Raw genomic sequence first — 19,099 nt, 5'->3', positions numbered from 1 at the left:
GTACAACAAAAAAAGAGACCATCACGGTCCCGGAAACCTTCTTATGGATCAATAACAAGCCGCCCATCGAAAGGTAACAAATTATAAAAAGGCTCAAATAACATAGCAATGATTTCTTATTTCATTTTTTGAATAAGAACGATCCCAAACCCTTTAAAAAAATATAAATAGAAGCGACATCGCAAAAAAATATTTATATGAGAAATCATACTGTTATTTACTTTCGCAATCGGCTTATCGGTGCCAGGCTTAAGCTGCCCATACAAAATGGAGGTTAAAATGGTCCGAATCTTTACTTTAACGCTCTCCCCTTCACTGGATAGCGCGACCATCACCGCGCAGATCTACCCGGAAGGTAAATTACGCTGTAGCGCGCCCGTGTTCGAACCGGGCGGCGGTGGCATCAATGTCGCTCGCGCCATTACCCACCTGGGGGGCAAAGCGACAGCGATTTTCCCTGCAGGCGGGGCAACCGGCGAGCACCTGGTTACCCTGCTTGCGGATGAACAGGTTCCGGTTCAGACCGTGGATGCGCACGACTGGACACGGCAGAACCTGCATGTTCACGTGGAGTCTAACAGCGAGCAATACCGCTTTGTGATGCCCGGCGCCACACTGAGTGATGACGAGTTTCGCCAACTGGAAGAAAAAGTCCTCGCGATTGAAAGCGGATCCATCCTGGTTATTAGCGGTAGCCTTCCGCCAGGGGTCAAAACCGACAAACTCACGCAGCTCATTCAGGCCGCCCAGCGACAAGGTATTCGCTGCATTGTGGACAGCTCGGGTGATGCGCTTACCGCGGCGCTGGCACTCGGCGGGATTGAACTGGTGAAACCCAACCAAAAAGAGCTGAGCGCGCTGGTAAAACGCGATCTCACCCAGCCGGATGACGTCCGTACCGCCGCAGAAGAGCTGGTAAAAAGCGGCAAAGCACACCGCGTGGTGGTCTCCCTGGGTCCACAGGGAGCACTGGCCGTAGATTCCACTGGCTTCGTCCAGGTGGTGCCGCCCCCGATGAAAAGCCAGAGCACCGTCGGTGCCGGTGACAGTATGGTGGGCGCCATGACGCTCAAGCTGGCGCAGGGGGCATCGCTGCAGGAGATGACGCGCTACGGCGTCGCCGCAGGTAGCGCAGCCACCATAAATCAGGGCACCCGTCTCTGTTCTCTGGCGGACACCGATAAAATATATCAATACCTGGCGAAATCCTGATATTCCCGCTTCGGCCTGCCGGAGGGGTCGCCAAACCAGATGAATCGACTAAGCTAGAAAAATTTCATGATAACAATGAGGTGAAATATGAGCAGTGGTGACATCACCCGCTACGTCGTAACCGTAAAGGTCCACGAAGATTCGCTGACTGAACTGAACGAAATTAATAACCATCTTACCCGCAGCGGTTTTTTATTAACGCTCACGGATGATGAGGGCAATCTGCATGAACTCGGCCCCAATACCTTTGGTCTGGTGAGTCCACTTAGTCCGGATGAGGTAGAAGCGCTGGCGAAAGGGCTGGTGGCAAGTGCTACCGGTAAAGAGGCGACGGTTGAGATTGCCACCTGGGATGAGTGGCACAAGCAACAATAAGTGCCCTCGCTCGTACCAAACGGCGCAGATGTGCGTTAGTTCGTATTTTTTTACCACCAATTTACGCTAACTTTATGATCTGGCAGACAACATGGGAGAGAGCACATGTGGCAGGCTATCAGTCATCTTTTACGTGAACAACTGGGTGAAGGTGAAATTGAACTGCGTAACGAACTGCCAGGCGGAGAGATCCATGCCGCATGGCATCTGCGCTATGCGGGGCGCGACCTTTTCGTTAAATGCGATGAGCGGGAGTTACTGCCCATATTCACCGCCGAGGCCGATCAGCTGGAACTCCTCTCTCGCAGCAAAACGGTGAGCGTGCCGCAGGTCCTGGCCGTTGGAAGCGATCGCGATTACAGTTTTTTGGTGGTGGATTATCTCCCTCCCCGTCCGCTGGATGCCCACAACGCCTTTATTCTGGGGCAACAGATTGCACGGCTGCACCAGTGGAGCGACCAGCCTCAATTCGGCCTCGATTTTGATAACGATCTTTCCACCACGCCTCAGCCCAACGCCTGGCAGCGGCGCTGGTCTACTTTTTTTGCCGAACAACGCATTGGCTGGCAGCTTGAACTGGCGGCTGAAAAAGGGCTGGAGTTCGGGAATATCGATACTATCGTGGAACATATCCGCCAGCGGCTCTCTTCCCATCAACCGCAGCCGTCGCTCCTGCATGGCGATCTCTGGTCAGATAACTGCGCGCTCGGCCCACAGGGGCCTTACATTTTTGACCCGGCCTGCTACTGGGGGGACAGAGAGTGTGACCTGGCGATGTTGCCGCTGCACCCTGAACAGCCGCCACAAATCTACGACGGTTACCAGTCGGTCTCTCCCCTGCCGGCAGACTTCCTTGAGCGCCAACCTATTTACCAGCTTTATACGCTGATGAACCGTGCGATCCTCTTTGGCGGACAGCATCTGGTCAATGCCCAAAAAGCGCTGGAAAGGGTACTGGCGGCCTGACGGAACTGCCGGGCAGCCAACCTGCCCGGCAATGCTCTTACAAAAACCCGAGCAGTGAAAAGAAGAAGTAGCCGCCAATAATCAAAATGACCGGCAGCACATACAGCGGAAAGATTTGCAGGAAAATGGTGTGGTGTGGCACCACGATACGCGACTCAATCTGCTCCCGGCTCATTCCTTCTGCCCCTTTCGCTTTCTCCAGAATCAGCTGATCTTCAAGCCCCTCGCGCAGAAAACGGGTTTGCCGCCGCATCCGGGCGCCTGAAGCCTGTAACGCCAGCGCGACAAAAATAAGGGCAAAGATAATCCAGAAACCGATATTCAGGCTCTGTTTAAAATCCGGAGTTGGGGAGTTAAACCAGAAAAAATTAAGAAACGGCGTGTTAAAACGCATCATCTCAATCATAACGTGAGCGAAGTCCAGCATGACGGCGTTAATACCGGCCTGCTTTTCGCTGTGGTCATACATAAATTTCAAAACAGAGATGATCGTGGAAATTACCGTTGGAATAAAAATCACCCAGCCCGCGATCTGCTTAAGAATGGCTATGCGTCCAGCTTGTTGATACGTCATTGGTTCCTCGTTATAGAGACGCTTACATAGTGGATAAGTCTACCTGCTGGTCGCCATTTTCGCCCGATCTTTGAGGACAATATGGTAAATTGCTGTGTACACCCACGGTGTTCGGCCCCCTTTATGGAGAAGTTATAATGTCAAACTCGCGTCAAATTATTGCTGCCATTTTTGATATGGATGGATTACTGATCGATTCCGAGCCGCTCTGGGATCGTGCTGAACTGGATGTCATGGCCAGCCTTGGCGTGGATATCAGCCGCCGCAATGAACTGCCGGATACACTCGGTCTGCGGATCGACATGGTGGTGGAGTTGTGGTTTGCCCAGCAACCCTGGTCGGGTCCGAGCCGCGCCGAGGTCACCGACTTAATTATCAACCGCGCCATTGCGCTGGTTGAAGAGAGCCGCCCGCTGCTGGCAGGCGCGCGCGAAGCCGTCGCGCTCTGTAAAGCGCAGGGGTTACGGGTGGGTCTGGCATCCGCCTCGCCGCTTCATATGCTGGAAAAAGTGCTGGAGATGTTTGATCTGCGCAGCAGCTTCGATGCGCTCGCATCGGCCGAAAAACTGCCTTACAGCAAACCGCACCCGCAGGTCTATATGGATTGTGCGGCTAAGCTGGGCGTCGATCCTACGGCGTGCGTCGCGCTGGAAGATTCCGTTAATGGCATGATCGCCAGTAAAGCGGCACGCATGCGCGCTATCGTGGTACCTGCCGAGGAGAATCAACAGGACGCACGCTATGCGCTGGCCGATGTTAAACTTCACTCTCTAACGCAGCTAACCCCTGCCCACCTGCTCGGTTAATGCGACACTGGGCAATCCAGGTTGCCCAGAAATGCGATCGATTTAAATATTTTTAAAACGCCATTTCATTTTAGTTTGTATTTTCTATACGCCACTTCTATTCTTATCTCAGAATCACAATAACCCTACTTTCTGAGGTCAACATGATAATGGATGCCTTTAATCTTTCAGGTAAAGTGGCGATAGTCACCGGTTGCGACACGGGCTTAGGCCAGGGAATGACGCTCGGCCTGGCACAGGCAGGCTGCGACATCGTCGGCGTAAACCGCAAAATCCCGCAAGAGACCGCCGAAAAAGTCAACGCGCTGGGTCGCCGCTTTATGGCTATTCAGGCCGACCTCAGTAAGCAGGATGCCCTGGACGATATCGTCAACCAGACGGTGACGGAGATGGGCCGGGTAGATATTCTGGTCAATAACGCCGGAACTATCCGCCGGGAAGATGCCCTTAACTTTAGCGAAAAAGACTGGGATGAGGTCATGAACCTGAACCTGAAGTCGGTCTTTTTCCTCTCGCAAGCCGTGGCGCGGCAGTTTATTCGCCAGGGTCAGGGCGGCAAAATCATTAATATCGCGTCGATGCTCTCCTTCCAGGGCGGTATCCGGGTGCCCTCATATACGGCCTCTAAAAGTGGTGTACTAGGTATTACACGACTGCTGGCCAACGAATGGGCAACGCAGGGAATTAACGTTAACGCGATTGCACCAGGTTATATGGCAACCAATAATACGCAGCAACTGCGCGATGATGCGCAGCGCAGCAAAGAGATTCTTGATCGTATTCCCGCCGGTCGCTGGGGTACGCCCGCCGACCTGCAAGGGCCCGTCGTGTTTTTAGCCTCGTCGGCCTCCGACTATATTAATGGTCATACTCTGGCGGTAGACGGCGGCTGGCTGGCGCGTTAAGCGCAATTTGTGACAAAGGGTTACAACGTCACCTCTTCCGTCTACTGTATAAAAACCCTATACTGGATGAATCGACAGTTTAGTGGGTTTTATCATGACGGCGGAAGGTCATCTGCTTTTTTCTCTCGCCTGCGCAGTGTTTGCCAAAAACGCTGAGCTTACGCCTGTGTTGGCGCAGGGCGACTGGTGGCACATTGTGCCCTCCGCGGTACTGACCTGTCTGCTTCCGGATATCGATCACCCAAAATCGCTGCTGGGGCAGCGCCTCAAGTGGATCTCAAAGCCGGTGGCCCGCATGTTTGGTCACCGGGGCTTTACCCACAGCCTGCTGGCGGTTTTCATCGCCCTCACCCTCTTTTATTTAAAAGTGCCTGAAGACTGGATTATCCCCGCGGATGCCATTCAGGGGATGGTACTCGGTTATCTCAGCCATATCCTTGCGGATATGCTCACCCCGGCCGGCGTTCCGCTGCTCTGGCCCTGCCGCTGGCGTTTTCGCCTGCCTATTCTGGCGCCGCAAAAAGGCAACCAGCTTGAGCGTGTGCTCTGCATGGCGCTCTTTGCCTGGGCGGTGTGGATGCCGCAAACCTTGCCCGATAATGGTGCAGTGCGGTGGTCATCGCAGATGATCAATTCCCTGCAAATGCAGTTCAATCGCTTTATTCATCACCAGATTGAACAATAAACCAACGTTATTGGTCGGTTTGGCATAATCCATTCCATTTGGATATAAGAGACCTGGTTCACATCTGCTACCCTTGCGCCAACAGGATCGGGCTGACGTCCGATCTGATAATAAATCAGGAGAACGGGGATGAACTTTCCATTAATCGCGAACATCGTGGTGTTCGTAGTCTTGCTATTGCTGTTGGCGCAAACGCGTCATCGTCAGTGGAGCCTGGCCAAAAAGGTGCTGGTAGGTCTGGTAATGGGTGTGGTATTTGGCCTGGCGTTGCAGGCTATTTACGGTGCCGCCAACCCGGTTCTGAAAGACTCCATCCAGTGGTTTAACATTGTCGGTAACGGCTACGTTCAACTGCTGCAAATGATCGTAATGCCGCTGGTCTTTGCCTCTATTCTGAGCGCGGTTGCGCGTCTGCATAACGCCTCTCAGTTGGGTAAAATCAGCTTCCTGACCATCGGTACGCTGCTGTTTACCACGCTGATTGCCGCGCTGGTGGGTGTGCTGGTAACCAACCTCTTCGGCCTGACTGCCGAAGGTCTGGTACAGGGTACGGCCGAAACCGCACGTCTGACGGCGATCGAAACAAACTACGCGGGCAAAGTGGCCGACCTGACCGTGCCGCAAATGCTGCTCTCTTTCGTGCCTAAAAATCCGTTTGCCGATCTGACGGGTGCGAGCCCGACGTCGATCATCAGCGTGGTGATCTTCGCGGCGTTCCTGGGCGTGGCCGCACTCAAGCTGTTGAAAGAAGATGCGCCGAAAGGTCAGCGTGTTATCACCGCTATCGATACCCTGCAGAGCTGGGTAATGAAGCTGGTCCGTCTGGTGATGCAGTTGACGCCATACGGCGTCCTGGCTTTGATGACCAAAGTGGTTGCCGGTTCAAATATGGCAGACATCATTAAGCTGGGTAGCTTCGTTGTCGCCTCGTATCTGGGCCTGGGCATTATGTTTGTGGTTCACGGGATCCTGCTGGGCGTGAACGGCGTGAGCCCGCTGAAATATTTCCGCAAAGTCTGGCCGGTTCTGACCTTCGCGTTCACCAGCCGCTCCAGCGCGGCCTCTATTCCGCTGAACGTTGAAGCGCAGACCCGTCGTCTGGGCGTACCGGAATCTATCGCCAGCTTCTCTGCCTCCTTTGGTGCCACCATTGGTCAGAATGGCTGTGCGGGCCTTTATCCGGCGATGCTGGCAGTGATGGTGGCTCCAACCGTCGGGATTAACCCGCTGGATCCCGTCTGGATTGCAACGCTGGTAGGTATCGTCACCATCAGCTCCGCAGGCGTAGCCGGCGTGGGTGGCGGTGCGACCTTCGCCGCACTGATTGTTCTGCCTGCACTGGGCCTGCCGGTCACGCTGGTTGCCCTGCTCATCTCTGTAGAGCCCCTGATCGACATGGGCCGTACCGCCCTGAACGTGAGTGGTTCTATGACTGCCGGTACACTGACCAGCCAGTGGCTGAAACAGACCGATAAAGAGATTCTGGAGAGCGACGACAACGCCGAACTGGCGCACCGTTAATCGCTAACAGCATAAAAAAAACCGCCTTCGGGCGGTTTTTTTTATGGCTACTCTTTTAACTCGTTTTCCTGACGTACCTGTGTCGCCCAGCGCTGGGCCGACTCTGGCACGGTAAACGGTGGGGAACGGCGAAAATGCTCCCCCATCAGCACAAACGCCACATATTTGCCGCGCAATAGCCAGACATCACGAAACCCCTCCATTTTAGTGGCATGGTCAGGCGGGGCGGGTTCCACGCGGGGTACGTAGCTAATGACAGGACGGTTTTGTTGGCGAAGTGGTTTCATAAGCGACTGGTTCACTAAAGCAAATTCAAGAATCAGTAAAATCCTATCATAGCTGATTGCCCCTCCTGCGTCGTGCCTTGCGTGCCTTTTACTCCCACTTGAACAGCGAGATATCACGCTCTAACCGGGATTATTACGCCTCTTGTTCTATAGTTAATAGGTTTTGATGCCAATAAAAAAGGCTTTTCAGCAATGAAAACAGGAGACGAGAGTAATGTCGCAGAATGATAATCCCCATAAACCCCATCAATCTCCAGTTCACAACGAAAACGAAGCAAAACCCGGACTGGACTCGCTGGCGCCGGAGGACGGCTCTCACCGGCCCACGGCTGCCCCAACCGCACCAGGAGAACAACCCACTGCGCCAGGTAGCCTGAAGGCACCGCACACGGGTAACGAAAAGCTCAACGCGCTGGAGTGCCAGCGTAAAAATGGCGAGAACTTTCCGCTAACGACCAATCAGGGCGTACGTATCGCCGACGATCAAAACTCCCTGCGCGCCGGTAGCCGCGGCCCCACGCTGCTGGAAGATTTTATCCTGCGCGAGAAGATCACCCATTTCGACCACGAGCGCATTCCGGAGCGTATCGTGCATGCGCGCGGCTCGGCAGCACACGGTTATTTCCAGCCCTATAAGAGCCTGAGCGACCTGACCAAAGCGGATTTTCTCTCTGACCCCGATAAGATCACCCCGGTATTCGTACGATTTTCAACGGTACAGGGCGGTGCAGGCTCCGCCGATACGGTGCGTGATATCCGCGGGTTCGCCACCAAATTTTATACCGACGAGGGTATCTTTGACCTGGTGGGCAACAACACGCCGATCTTCTTTATTCAGGACGCGCATAAGTTTCCCGACTTCGTCCATGCCGTTAAACCCGAGCCACACTGGGCCATTCCCCAGGGACAGAGCGCCCATGACACCTTCTGGGATTATGTTTCCCTGCAGCCGGAAACCCTGCACAACGTGATGTGGGCGATGTCCGATCGCGGTATCCCGCGTAGCTATCGCACCATGGAAGGTTTTGGCATCCACACCTTCCGGCTGATTAACGCCGAAGGTAAAGCCACGTTTGTTCGTTTCCACTGGAAGCCCGTAGCGGGTAAAGCTTCTCTGGTCTGGGATGAGGCGCAAAAACTGACGGGGCGCGATCCGGATTTCCATCGCCGTGAATTGTGGGAAGCCATCGAAGCGGGCGATTATCCGGAGTATGAACTGGGCTTCCAGCTCATCCCGGAAGAAGATGAATTCAAATATGATTTTGACCTGCTGGATCCTACCAAGCTGATTCCTGAAGAGCTGGTGCCGGTGCAACGCGTCGGCAAAATGGTCCTCAACCGCAACCCGGATAACTTCTTCGCCGAAAACGAACAGGCTGCTTTCCATCCAGGCCACATCGTACCGGGGCTGGACTTCACTAACGATCCGCTGTTGCAGGGGCGTCTGTTCTCCTATACTGATACGCAGATCAGCCGCCTGGGCGGACCTAACTTCCACGAGATCCCGATTAATCGCCCGACCTGCCCGTACCACAACTTCCAGCGCGATGGCATGCACCGTCAGGATATCGATACCAACCCGGCCAACTATGAACCGAACTCGATTAACGATAACTGGCCGCGCGAAACCCCTCCAGGCCCAAAACGCGGCGGCTTTGAGTCGTATCAGGAACGCGTTGAGGGTCATAAAGTGCGTGAGCGCAGCCCCTCCTTTGGCGAATATTATGCCCACCCTCGCCTCTTCTGGCAGAGTCAAACGCCGGTAGAGCAGCAGCATATTATTGGTGCCTTCAGTTTCGAGCTGAGCAAGGTGGTTCGCGCCTATATCCGGGAGCGGGTCGTGGATCAGCTGGCCCACATTGATATCACGCTTGCCCAGGGGGTCGCTGAAAATCTGGGGATTACCCTCACTGAAGCACAGCGCAACATTGCGCCGCCGAAGGACGTCAACAACCTGAAAAAGGATCCCAGCCTCAGCCTTTATGCGGTGCCGGGCGGCGATATTAAAGGTCGTGTGGTTGGCGTACTGCTGAATGATAAAACCCGTTCGTCGGATCTACTGGCGGTGTTACAGGCCCTCAAGTCCCGGGGGGTTCATGCAAAGCTGCTCTACGCCCGCATGGGTGAAGTGACGGCTGACGACGGCTCTACCCTGCCGATAGCCGCGACCTTTGCCGGTGCGCCTTCCTTGACGGTAGATGCCGTGGTGGTGCCATGTGGTGATATTCAAAGCTTGTTGAATAATGGCGATGCGCAATATTACCTGCTGGAGGCCTATAAGCATCTTAAACCTATCGCGCTGGCGGGCGATGCGCGACAGTTTAAAGCGCTGCTTAAGGTTGCGGATCAGGGTGAAGAGGGCATTGTGGAAGGTGACAGCGCAGATAGCGCCTTCACCGATCAGCTTTTGAATCTGCTGGCCGCGCACCGTGTCTGGTCACGTAGCAACAAGATAGCCGCTATTCCGGCATAAAAAGAGCCGGGTGGTGATGCCACCCGGCTTTGTTTTTTTACAGGTCGTTAAAGGTTCCCAGTCGATATCCGCGCTCGGCAATCGCAGTTTTCAGTGACGCCGAGGTCAATACCTCCAGCTCATCCAGTCGCGGCCAGCAATAGGCGCTGTTACGCAGAGTATTGTCGATCAGGGCCGGATGCGCCATCACCTCCAGACTTCGCTCCCCCTTCTGCGCCGAATCATCAAGCGTTTGCAAGAACAGCGCCTCGTCGATGGCATCGCCATAGAACGCGCTGCTGAAGCCGTCGGTAATCGGCGGCAACGCCGGCAACGTCGCTTTAAAGGCGGCCTCCTGACGATCCACCCGCATCGCCACCCCTTTACGGCGAGCAAATTCAGCCACCAGCGGGAAAATCGCCGGGATCATGTGCACATGGTGGTGGCTGTCGATATGCGTCGGCGAACGACCGAAGAGATCGACAAAGCGGTTGAACTGACACTCCAGCTCTTTGGCAATCTCCTCAAGCGGCAGGCCGCCCTGCTCAGCCATTTCCCAGATCCATTTTCCAAGCTCCCCTTCGCGCGCCAGGCCAGGCATTGCGGTCAGGGGCCTGCCTAACGTCAGGACGAAGTGCATCCCGACGCCCAAAGCAGGCAGGTCACGACTCAGGGCAACGGCGTGCTCAATTGCCTCAGCATTCATCATGGCGGTGGTAGAGGTCACCACGCCATGCCGGCAGGCTTCCACGATGCCGTAGTTCTGCCCTTTCGACAGACCAAAATCATCGGCGTTGACGATCAGCAGATTTTCCATTGCACGCCCTCTTAATGCTGTTCGCTCTTGAGCTTATCGATGGTTGCTGCAAAATTTGGCAGCCATTTTTCATGGGCCAGAATCATATCACGTGCCAGTTTTTCAGCATCGCGATCCGAGTGCACCAGCGGGCTGAGGTTCATCGCCAGTAGCACATCGTTGAACTCGCCACTTAGCGCCGCCTGGCTTGCCGCCACCTCAAAGCCCTTGATGGTGTGAATAAGCCCCATCACTTTATCGTCGAAGCGGGTGATACGTGGGTGCGGTTTTGCGCCGTCACGCCCCAGGATGCAGGTCATTTCTACCGCCCAGTCAGCCGGAATATTTTCAACGTGACCATGATGCGGAATGTTCACGTAATGTTCGGCCTGCTTATCGTTATAGATAGCGTTGATCACTTCGCAGGCCGCGTCGGAGTAATAGGCGCCGCCGCGCTGCTCCAGCTCTTTCGGCTTAATGTTCAGTTGCGGATCTTTATACAGCTCGAACAACTGTTTTTCGACCTTCTGCACCACCTGCGCACGTGCCCCGCCTTTGTAGTACTCGCCCATTTCGATGGCCAGCATCTCTTTCTGCTTGAAGTAGTAGAGCAGATACGAGCAAGGCAGCAGATTCAGGGAGCGAATCAGCCCTTCGCTGAACGGCAGGTCGAAGATATTTTTCACCGAGGCAGCCTTAAGATTGCCGCTGGCTACGCCGTCCAGCAGTTCGGCAAAGCGCGACTGCCCGTTTACCAGCACATCGCGGATAAAGACCATATGGTTCAGACCAAAGAGGTCGATAGAGAGCGCATCGCTCTCCTTAAGCGCCAGCACGTCGCGTATGAACATCTTCATACCGATGGGAATATTACAGACACCAATAAAGCGTTTGAAATCGGTATGACGATAGACCGCCTCGGTGACCATGCCAGCCGGATTGGTAAAGTTAATCACCCACGCGTTCGGGCAGATCGCCTGCACATCTTTGATGATGTCGAAGACCACCGGAATAGTGCGCAGCCCCTTAAACAGACCGCCCGCACCGTTGGTCTCTTGTCCGAGGTAGCCGTAACTCAGCGGCAGACGCTCGTCCAGCTCACGCGCTTTGAGTTGGCCTACGCGTAGTTGGGTGGTGACGAAATCGGCGTCTTTCAGTGCCTCACGGCGATCCAGCGTTTTATGCACCGTCATAGGTACGCCAGCTTTTTTCACCATCCGCTGGCAGAGGTCGAAAATAATATTCAGCTTCTCCTGCCCCTCTTCCACATCGACTAGCCATAATTCACTGACCGGCAGTTCGTGGTAACGCTTAATAAAGCCTTCAAGTAATTCCGGGGTATAACTGCTGCCGCCGCCGATCGTAACTACTTTTAATTTCTTCTGCATATTATTCTCCCTGGGAGAGCCGCCCGTTAAGTATAGCGCTCCCTTCCCACCAGTTATGGGCAAGTTTTTGAAATCGATATTCCCGGCGGCAGATCCGCCGGCGTTTAATTGATTACCGTCAGGTTTTTGCGATAGCTATTAGGTGTAAATGAGGTGAATTTTTTAAACGTCTTTATAAACAGACTGGGACTGCTATAACCCGACTCATAAGCAATATCCGTCACTGAGTAGTTGGTTATTTCCAGCTGCTTCTTGGCGAAATTAATGCGAATTTCATTAATAATCTGCACCGGCGTCTTACGATAATAGCGCTGAGTCGCACGGGTGAGATATTCTTGTGATTTACCGGAGAGTTGCACCATATTTTCCAGCGCGTTTTCGCCAAACTTGAGTTTATCGTGCATCACCTCAACGGTGGTACGCAGCCACTGGGGAATATCATCCGCCACCTGCTGCTCTTCGCGATGGTGGCGCAGGCGGTTGATGACGTAAAAGGTGACGGTTTCGATAAACTCATCAAATTCACTGTCGCGAAAATTCAGCGATGCAATCACCGTTTCGATCCAGGTCAGGAACTCTGCTTTGATGTGATAAATCTGCGAGGCGACAAAGCAGAACGGCAGAAGCGGCAGGTAATGCGTTTCGAAAAAGCGCTTGCTGATCCCCACGTTGAGAATACGCGTGGCGCCAAAATCGTAGAAGCTCTGGTGATGTGAGCCCATCGGGATAAAAACAAAATCACCGCGCTCCAGTAGTACCCGCTTGCCGTTGATCTCCTGATAGTAACGGCCAGTCAGCACAATGGTGAATTCATAGTAGTCATGCTGATGCAAACCACTGATGCTCTCAACCTTGTTGTAGATGAACACGTGAAAATTTTTGCCATTGAACAGTTGCTGCTCACGTGCGGTTTTGATCTCCATCGCGCTGACCTCCTGCCTGTCCATACTTACTGAATTTTTTCGTGAAGATCGATGAGTTCGGTGACCAGCTCGCGGGCAAGCATTGAGGTCATCAGATGATCCTGGGCATGTACCAGCACCAGGCTCACTTTCATTTTACCTTCACCCTGATCGCCTTCAATCAGTTTAGTTTGTACCAAATGCGCTTCATTCAGCGCCAGGCGGGACTGGTCCATCATCGCACGCGCAGCGGCAAAATCGCCCTGCTTAGCCTGCTTCAGCGCGGCATAAGCCAGGCTGCGCGCTTGCCCTGAGTTGATAATGAGGCCCATCACCACCTCTTCCAGATCGTTTTCAACGGCCTCTTCTGCCACGACGTTATCCAAATCAAACATGCTCTTCTCCTTTACAGGCGCGAGTTACCTCGCGCCAGTCGACATCAGAATTTCAGTGCGAGGGCGATCTCTTCTTCGCTCTCTTCTTCATCAATGGTGGTCTGCGCTTTGTTGGCAATGGCCACGAACGGCATATAAAGCAGGGTTGCCACCCCAAGGTTAAACATCGCCAACAGGAAGGCCGCTACGCTGCCGTTGGTGTTGAAGAACGCACCCAGACCAGCGGGCATCGTCCACGGCGCGATGTTGGTCACCGGTGGGATAATGCCTAAGTAGTAGGCGGTCAGAGTGATGGCCGCCAGCAGCGGCTGAACAAGGATAAAAGGTATAAACATCACCGGGTTCATAATGATCGGCAGACCAAACAGAATCGGCTCGTTAATCTGGAAGATCCCGGATGGCAGCGCCAGTTTCGCCACCTGACGATGGTCAGCGCGGCGTGAAGTGATAAAGACCGCGATGATCAGGCCAAGCGTAGCACCGGTGCCCCCCAGGAAGATGTAGGAGTCGAGCATCGGTTTCGCCCATACATGGAAGGTTTTCCCGGCTGCCAGTGCCGCATCCACGGAGCCATACTGCTGATACAGCGCCACGTTTTCCAGCGCCCACGGGGTCATGATGCCGCTGTCGAGTGCCGCCAGCGCCAGCGAGCCATGCACGCCAAAGAACCACAGCAACGAGGTGAAAATAACGTAAGCCCAGCCGACTACACCGCCCATCGATGCCAGCGGCGTGGAGATAGTATCCATGATGATCTGGTGGAAGTTCGTCCCCCAGTGCGACAACGCCCAGGCAAGGGTGCCCATTATAGAAAGAATGATGAAGCCCGGGATCAGCGCTGAGAAGGAGCGTGACACCGATGCCGGCACGCTATCGGGTAATCTAATGACCCAATTACGACGAATAATAAAGGTAAAGAGTTCCGCAACTACCAGCCCGATGACGATACCGGAGATAATATTGGCGCCACCCAGCCAGTTCGCGCCTACCGCATAGGCTTCGCCAACGCTATAGGGCGTGACGGTCATAAAGGCAGCAACAGATAACAGCCCCGCCGCCAGCGAGTCCACTTTACGTTCTTCAGCCAGCGCCATCCCAATAAAAAAAGGGGCCATCAGCGACATAATACCCAGCGTACCGTTATATACATTGCCGCCGATGGCTTTGAAACCATTTAACGTTTCAATGGTTGAGGGGTCTAACCGAACACCTAATGAGTAGAAAAATGAGCCATCGCCAAAACTTAGAAAAACGTTATTAATTAAAACGAACATGGCACCGGCCAGCGTTAACGGCATTAATTTAATAAAACCGTTTTTGATGGCGTTGACATGGGGTTGCTTTCCTATTTTAACTGCAAAAGGAAGGAGTACCTTTTCAAGTGCACCAATGACTCTACTCATAGAAAAATACCCTTAAATGCCGCAATAAAATTGCGGCGTAAGTGAGTGTGAAATTGCTCTTTGACGGGAAAAAATAAAATTTTAATTTGCAGCTTTTTTAATCGCTGCAACGGCAGCTTTAAGTACACCTAAACCATCAACTTTGCCGTACAGCGCAGAGTCGATCACTTCTACCGGCTTATTGGGTAATAAACGCTGGATTTCTGGCAGCATATAAGCAATTTGCGGGCCGAGCAGAACGACATCGGCGTTAACGCCCTTCTCGCCTGCCAGGGTCTCCGGAAATGCTTCGATGATGACCGGTACTTCGTACTTCTCCGCCTGCGCACGCATTTTTGACACTAACAGTGACGTTGACATGCCCGCAGAACAAAACAGATAGATGTGTTTCTTTTCCATCCCAACTTCCCTCTTATATGGCTACCCGATGGGTGACAACGCCAGCCTCCACTTTCCTCGGTGTATCGTTGACGTTTCGGTATGGCATGAGTATACGGCAACCGCTATGCCGGTAATAATCCTAAGAGGTTTATAATTGTCTCTCATTGACCTGGCGTAATGATTACCTTCACATTTCAGGCAAATAATTCGCGTGGAGAATTAAGCGTCGGTGGGATGTAAAAAAACCGGCGCAGTGGCCGGTTTGTATCAGAGCTAAGGAGAGTGCCTTACTGGGCTTTAGGTGCCTGCGGGTCAGTATCGTATTCCGCACAGGTCTGGTAGCCCGAATTGATCACGTGACCGGTATCGTCCAGGGCAACAAAGTAAGTTTCTGCTTTACCATTACGTTGACCCAGGATGTATGTCTGGCAGGTACCGCGTGCATGAATCATTGAAACTTCTGAAGAAGGTTTGCCGGCTACCTGCGCAACCTGCGCACGGCTCATCCCTTTCTTAACGTCTTTAACAACAGGCTGTGTGAACTGGTCCGTTGTACGGTCATACGCCGTACAGCCTGCCAGCATAGTCAGTACCGCCGCTGCACCCAACATTCCTGCGATATTCTTGTTCATATTCCGTCCTCTTGTTTATCAGCGTGTTAGATAAGCCTGGAATATAAAATTACTTTTTTCAACCCCGGACAGCCCAGCGCGGCTTTTTAGGAAAATTCTAATAAAACAGCGATTAGCAGCAAAATCGCGTGCTTTTGCCACAGTGATAACAGGGATCCTTGTCGTTTTACGCCTGACGGGGTAATTTTAACGAATCATTCATTAAGCGAATTCACGAAACGGAGGGGCTAAATGGCTCTGCAACAAGAGATTATTCAAGCGCTCGGGGTCAAACCGACGATCAACGCGGAGGATGAAATCCGTCGTAGCGTCGATTTTCTGAAAACCTATCTGAAAACCTACCCCTTCATTAAGACCCTGGTGCTGGGCATCAGCGGCGGTCAGGACTCCACGCTGGCGGGTAAACTGAGTCAGCAGGCCATCACGGAATTGCGTGATGAAACCGGCGACGCCACGCTGCAGTTTATCGCGGTACGCCTGCCCTATGGCGTGCAATTCGATGAGCAGGATTGCCAGGATGCACTCAACTTTATTCAGCCGGATCGGGTATTGACCGTCAATATTAAAGAATCGGTGCTGGCCAGTGAAAAAGCGCTGCGCGATGCTGGTATTGAGCTAAGCGATTTTGTTCGCGGTAACGAAAAGGCCCGCGAGCGAATGAAAGCGCAGTACAGCATTGCCGGTATGACCAAAGGGATCGTCGTTGGGACCGACCACGCCGCAGAAGCGCTGACCGGTTTCTTCACCAAATACGGTGATGGCGGCACGGACATCAACCCGCTGTTCCGTCTTAACAAGCGCCAGGGTAAACAGCTGCTGGCCGCACTGGGCTGTCCGGAGCATCTGTACAAAAAAGCCCCAACCGCCGATCTGGAAGACGATCGCCCTTCCCTGCCGGACGAAGCCGCGCTGGGCGTAACCTATGAGAATATTGATGATTATCTGGAAGGCAAGGTTCTCGACGAAGGAACTGCGCGCATTATCGAAGGCTGGTATGTGAAGACGGAGCATAAACGTCGCCCACCTATCACGCCATTTGACGACTTCTGGAAACGATAAATTCCTGCAGGCGGCGTAAGCCGCCTCTTTTTTAACCAGCAACAGGCTGCTACACTGTATACCTGAACAGTATCAGGAGTAAGTTGTGAGCAGGCGTCAATCCGCACCGCGTCTCGAATTTGAAGCGGCTGCCATCTATGAATACCCCGAACATTTGCGCCCATGGCTTGAAGCGTTACCCAAGCAGCCCGGCGTTTACTTTTTCCATGGCGAGAGCGATGCCATGCCGCTGTACATAGGTAAAAGCGTCAATATTCGCAGCCGGGTCCTGTCGCATCTGCGTACCCCGGAAGAGGCCGCGATGTTACGTCAGTCCCGGCGCATTAGCTGGACGCAGACCGCCGGTGAGCTTGGTGCGCTGCTGCTGGAAGCGCGCCTGATTAAAGAGCAGCAGCCGCTCTTTAACAAACGGCTGCGCCGCAACCGGCAGCTCTGCTCGCTGCATATTAGCGAGGGGAAACCGCAGGTGGTGTATGCCCGCGAGGTCGATTTCTCCCATACGCCCAATCTCTACGGCCTCTTTGCTAACCGCCGTGCGGCGTTACAAACTCTGCAAAGCCTCGCCGATACGGAGAAGCTCTGTTACGGCCTGTTGGGGCTGGAGTCCTTAACCCGCGGGCGCGCCTGCTTTCGCTCAGCGCTAAAACGCTGCGCGGGTGCCTGCTGCGGCAAAGAGAGCGTGGAGGATCATCAGCAACGGCTGCTGACGGGGCTGGAAAACATTGGCGTCACCTGCTGGCCGTGGGACAGTGCCATTGCACTTAAAGAGTCGCGAGAGGGGATGACCCATTATCATATCATCCACAACTGGCTCTGGCTGGGCGCAGTGAATTCGCTGGACGAGGCGCCGGAGTTGCTCCGCACGCCTGCGGGGTTCGATCAGGATGGGTATAAGATCCTCTGTAAACCGTTGCTCTCCGGCAGTTATGAGATCACCCCCCTTAATGACCGGGTAGCCAAATAATTTCGCTAAACAGCAGCTTGCCTTCGTCCTTCAGTAAACGCAGGGTATGTCGGCCTTCCTGCCACCATGCCCCCTGATCGGCGGTCAGAAGCTTGTCGCCCATCTGCCATGCGCCGCTGATGACAAAGACTACGCCCCCGCGCGAGGCAAAGGTCGTAAAGGTGCGATCGGCCACCCGCACTTTGGCCCGACAGCGGTCACGTCGGGTCATGATATTGAAATCCATCGACATCTGCCCTTCAGTGAGCTTCGCTTTTACCGGCGTATCACCTGCAAAGCTGAAGGGTTGATGGCGACGTAGCCTGTGGTTAAACGCATGGCCCCCATCGAGAGCGACCTCCCCCCCTTCTAGTAGCGTAATGACCCGGTCAACGCCCGGAAAGAGAGAGAACTCACCATTACCGGCAATGGACGCGATACTGGCCCGCCAGGTAAAGTCACGGGTTGCCGGAGGCAAACAACAAATTTCTCGCGTCTCTCCGGCGCCATTACGCCAAAGATTGACCGGCATTTTACGGATATCGAAAAACTCCATCACCACTCCTGAATGGCGCAACACGCACCAGAGCGGCCGTTTACCACGGTCGCTGAATTGATTGTTATCGTTAGTTGGTTTACTACAGACGTAGTATCGGCAAGCGTGCTTACAGATTTTAGGCTGGTCAGGAAAAATTTCTGGCCATAAGTGTAAGTACATTCAAGCCGTTACAGGAGAATACCGCGCTTCTGGCGGCTTACAAGAGGGCGGTAAAGAAAAAAACCGCCGGACCTGTCCACAGCGAATTCGCTTTTGTGAACAGGACTCCGGCGGTCTTAAGGAGGGGCCGATTATTCGGCAGGTGCTGGCATTTTACCTTCTGGTGCGCGACGTTCTGTCAGACGCTTCTCAAAATTGGCATTGAACTGTTTTTTCTGTTCAGGCGTCAGAATGTTGTAGATCTTATTCTGGGTTTCCATGTGCGCCAGCATACGGGCTTTGTGCTGCTCGGCCATTTTATCGATCTGCGCTTCTGCTTTCGCTTTATCGAAGGAGTCGCTGGCGATGATGTCGTGCATTGCGCGACGCTCTTCCAGAGGTGGACGCTTCATCTGGTCGCGCTGGCTTTTCATGATGTCGCGCACCTGCTGTTTCTGCGCGTCGGTCAGATTCAGGTCTTTAAACATCATATCGTGATGCATGCCCGGCTTGCCTTTATGGTGCATCATTTTGCCTTCAGTCGGCGCCGCGGTCGTTGTGGCGGTATCCGCTGCGAACGCCATGCTGGTAGCGCCCAGAGCCAGGGTAGAAGCAACAAACAGTGCAGTTAATTTACGCATAATCTTGTCCTTTCTTTCAGTTATTCTTCGGCGCTATGCCGTGTTGACGAGATAAACTTTACGGGGTTTATCGTCAATA

The 19,099-nt window shown here is 53.6% G+C and carries 21 protein-coding genes; 10 read left to right on the top strand and 11 right to left on the bottom strand.

Going from position 1 to position 19,099, the window contains the following annotated elements; all coding sequences use genetic code 11:
- Nucleotides 1-279: 279 nt before the first annotated feature.
- The 3 genes from pfkB to B3511_RS08045 all read left to right on the top strand — a co-directional run bounded on the left by pfkB (nucleotide 280) and on the right by B3511_RS08045 (nucleotide 2,553).
- Nucleotides 280-1,212: a 6-phosphofructokinase II gene (pfkB, locus tag B3511_RS08055; protein WP_286778105.1), complete on the top strand. Its 933-nt coding sequence runs from the start codon at nucleotides 280-282 to the stop codon at nucleotides 1,210-1,212.
- 87 nt (nucleotides 1,213-1,299) lie between these two features.
- Nucleotides 1,300-1,587 carry a type V toxin-antitoxin system endoribonuclease antitoxin GhoS gene (gene ghoS / locus B3511_RS08050; RefSeq protein ID WP_207293584.1) on the top strand — a complete coding sequence of 96 codons (288 nt, stop codon included), beginning with the start codon at nucleotides 1,300-1,302 and terminating at the stop codon, nucleotides 1,585-1,587.
- A 105-nt stretch (nucleotides 1,588-1,692) separates the two neighbouring features.
- Nucleotides 1,693-2,553, top strand: coding sequence for a fructosamine kinase family protein (locus B3511_RS08045; RefSeq protein WP_040076013.1), 861 nt, complete (start codon nucleotides 1,693-1,695; stop codon nucleotides 2,551-2,553).
- 37 nt (nucleotides 2,554-2,590) lie between these two features.
- Here B3511_RS08045 and B3511_RS08040 read toward each other — a convergent pair whose 3' ends face one another.
- Nucleotides 2,591-3,127: a YniB family protein gene (locus B3511_RS08040; protein WP_046885906.1), complete on the bottom strand. Its 537-nt coding sequence runs from the start codon at nucleotides 3,125-3,127 to the stop codon at nucleotides 2,591-2,593.
- Nucleotides 3,128-3,264: 137 nt separating this feature from the next.
- On the opposite strand from B3511_RS08040, the gene hxpB reads away from it, so the two are divergent.
- From hxpB to B3511_RS08020, 4 genes are all read left to right on the top strand, one after another.
- On the top strand, nucleotides 3,265-3,933 hold the full coding sequence (hxpB, locus tag B3511_RS08035) for a hexitol phosphatase HxpB (protein WP_046885905.1): 669 nt from the start codon (nucleotides 3,265-3,267) through the stop codon (nucleotides 3,931-3,933).
- A gap of 143 nt (nucleotides 3,934-4,076) precedes the next feature.
- Nucleotides 4,077-4,838, top strand: a complete 762-nt coding sequence (gene kduD / locus B3511_RS08030) for a 2-dehydro-3-deoxy-D-gluconate 5-dehydrogenase KduD (protein ID WP_207293581.1) — start codon at nucleotides 4,077-4,079, stop codon at nucleotides 4,836-4,838.
- A gap of 94 nt (nucleotides 4,839-4,932) precedes the next feature.
- Nucleotides 4,933-5,523: a metal-dependent hydrolase gene (locus B3511_RS08025; RefSeq protein WP_040076017.1), complete on the top strand. Its 591-nt coding sequence runs from the start codon at nucleotides 4,933-4,935 to the stop codon at nucleotides 5,521-5,523.
- A 129-nt stretch (nucleotides 5,524-5,652) separates the two neighbouring features.
- A complete protein-coding gene (locus B3511_RS08020; protein WP_040076018.1) occupies nucleotides 5,653-7,044 on the top strand; it encodes an L-cystine transporter in 1,392 nt (463 codons plus the stop codon).
- A gap of 47 nt (nucleotides 7,045-7,091) precedes the next feature.
- Here B3511_RS08020 and cedA read toward each other — a convergent pair whose 3' ends face one another.
- Nucleotides 7,092-7,346, bottom strand: a complete 255-nt coding sequence (gene cedA, locus B3511_RS08015; protein ID WP_072039512.1) for a cell division activator CedA — start codon at nucleotides 7,344-7,346, stop codon at nucleotides 7,092-7,094.
- Nucleotides 7,347-7,545: 199 nt separating this feature from the next.
- Between cedA and katE the strand changes: the two genes are divergently transcribed.
- Nucleotides 7,546-9,804: a catalase HPII gene (gene katE, locus B3511_RS08010; protein WP_212477929.1), complete on the top strand. Its 2,259-nt coding sequence runs from the start codon at nucleotides 7,546-7,548 to the stop codon at nucleotides 9,802-9,804.
- A 37-nt stretch (nucleotides 9,805-9,841) separates the two neighbouring features.
- On the opposite strand, the gene chbG is transcribed toward katE, so the two are convergent.
- From chbG to osmE, 7 genes are all read right to left on the bottom strand, one after another.
- Nucleotides 9,842-10,600 (bottom strand): chitin disaccharide deacetylase, encoded by a 759-nt coding sequence (gene chbG, locus B3511_RS08005; protein ID WP_286778104.1) that lies wholly within the window; start codon nucleotides 10,598-10,600, stop codon nucleotides 9,842-9,844.
- Nucleotides 10,601-10,611: 11 nt separating this feature from the next.
- A complete protein-coding gene (locus B3511_RS08000) occupies nucleotides 10,612-11,967 on the bottom strand; it encodes a 6-phospho-beta-glucosidase (protein WP_286778103.1) in 1,356 nt (451 codons plus the stop codon).
- A 104-nt stretch (nucleotides 11,968-12,071) separates the two neighbouring features.
- On the bottom strand, nucleotides 12,072-12,914 hold the full coding sequence (gene chbR / locus B3511_RS07995; RefSeq protein WP_072039513.1) for a transcriptional regulator ChbR: 843 nt from the start codon (nucleotides 12,912-12,914) through the stop codon (nucleotides 12,072-12,074).
- A gap of 2 nt (nucleotides 12,915-12,916) precedes the next feature.
- Nucleotides 12,917-13,264 (bottom strand): PTS N,N'-diacetylchitobiose transporter subunit IIA, encoded by a 348-nt coding sequence (gene chbA / locus B3511_RS07990; protein ID WP_040076023.1) that lies wholly within the window; start codon nucleotides 13,262-13,264, stop codon nucleotides 12,917-12,919.
- A gap of 44 nt (nucleotides 13,265-13,308) precedes the next feature.
- On the bottom strand, nucleotides 13,309-14,667 hold the full coding sequence (gene chbC, locus B3511_RS07985) for a PTS N,N'-diacetylchitobiose transporter subunit IIC (RefSeq protein WP_040076024.1): 1,359 nt from the start codon (nucleotides 14,665-14,667) through the stop codon (nucleotides 13,309-13,311).
- Between the two features lie 81 nt (nucleotides 14,668-14,748).
- A complete protein-coding gene (gene chbB, locus B3511_RS07980; protein WP_040076026.1) occupies nucleotides 14,749-15,066 on the bottom strand; it encodes a PTS N,N'-diacetylchitobiose transporter subunit IIB in 318 nt (105 codons plus the stop codon).
- Between the two features lie 269 nt (nucleotides 15,067-15,335).
- Nucleotides 15,336-15,680 carry an osmotically-inducible lipoprotein OsmE gene (gene osmE / locus B3511_RS07975; RefSeq protein WP_040076027.1) on the bottom strand — a complete coding sequence of 115 codons (345 nt, stop codon included), beginning with the start codon at nucleotides 15,678-15,680 and terminating at the stop codon, nucleotides 15,336-15,338.
- A 231-nt stretch (nucleotides 15,681-15,911) separates the two neighbouring features.
- Here osmE and nadE point away from each other — a divergent pair, with 231 nt between their 5' ends.
- Nucleotides 15,912-16,739 (top strand): ammonia-dependent NAD(+) synthetase, encoded by an 828-nt coding sequence (nadE, locus tag B3511_RS07970; protein WP_263616928.1) that lies wholly within the window; start codon nucleotides 15,912-15,914, stop codon nucleotides 16,737-16,739.
- 85 nt (nucleotides 16,740-16,824) lie between these two features.
- Nucleotides 16,825-17,703 carry an excinuclease Cho gene (gene cho / locus B3511_RS07965; protein WP_207293573.1) on the top strand — a complete coding sequence of 293 codons (879 nt, stop codon included), beginning with the start codon at nucleotides 16,825-16,827 and terminating at the stop codon, nucleotides 17,701-17,703.
- Here cho and ves read toward each other — a convergent pair.
- Both ves and spy read right to left on the bottom strand, forming a co-directional pair.
- Nucleotides 17,681-18,238 carry an environmental stress-induced protein Ves gene (ves, locus tag B3511_RS07960; protein WP_040076031.1) on the bottom strand — a complete coding sequence of 186 codons (558 nt, stop codon included), beginning with the start codon at nucleotides 18,236-18,238 and terminating at the stop codon, nucleotides 17,681-17,683. The genes cho and ves overlap by 23 nt on opposite strands.
- A gap of 293 nt (nucleotides 18,239-18,531) precedes the next feature.
- The gene (gene spy, locus B3511_RS07955; RefSeq protein ID WP_040076032.1) at nucleotides 18,532-19,020 is read right to left on the bottom strand and encodes an ATP-independent periplasmic protein-refolding chaperone Spy; all 489 of its coding nucleotides are present in this window, start codon (nucleotides 19,018-19,020) and stop codon (nucleotides 18,532-18,534) included.
- Nucleotides 19,021-19,099: the final 79 nt, after the last annotated feature.

Source organism: Leclercia sp. UBA1284 (genome assembly GCF_002308415.1).
Taxonomy (GTDB): domain Bacteria; phylum Pseudomonadota; class Gammaproteobacteria; order Enterobacterales; family Enterobacteriaceae; genus Enterobacter; species Enterobacter pneumoniae.
This window is presented reverse-complemented; position numbering and strand designations above follow the sequence as displayed.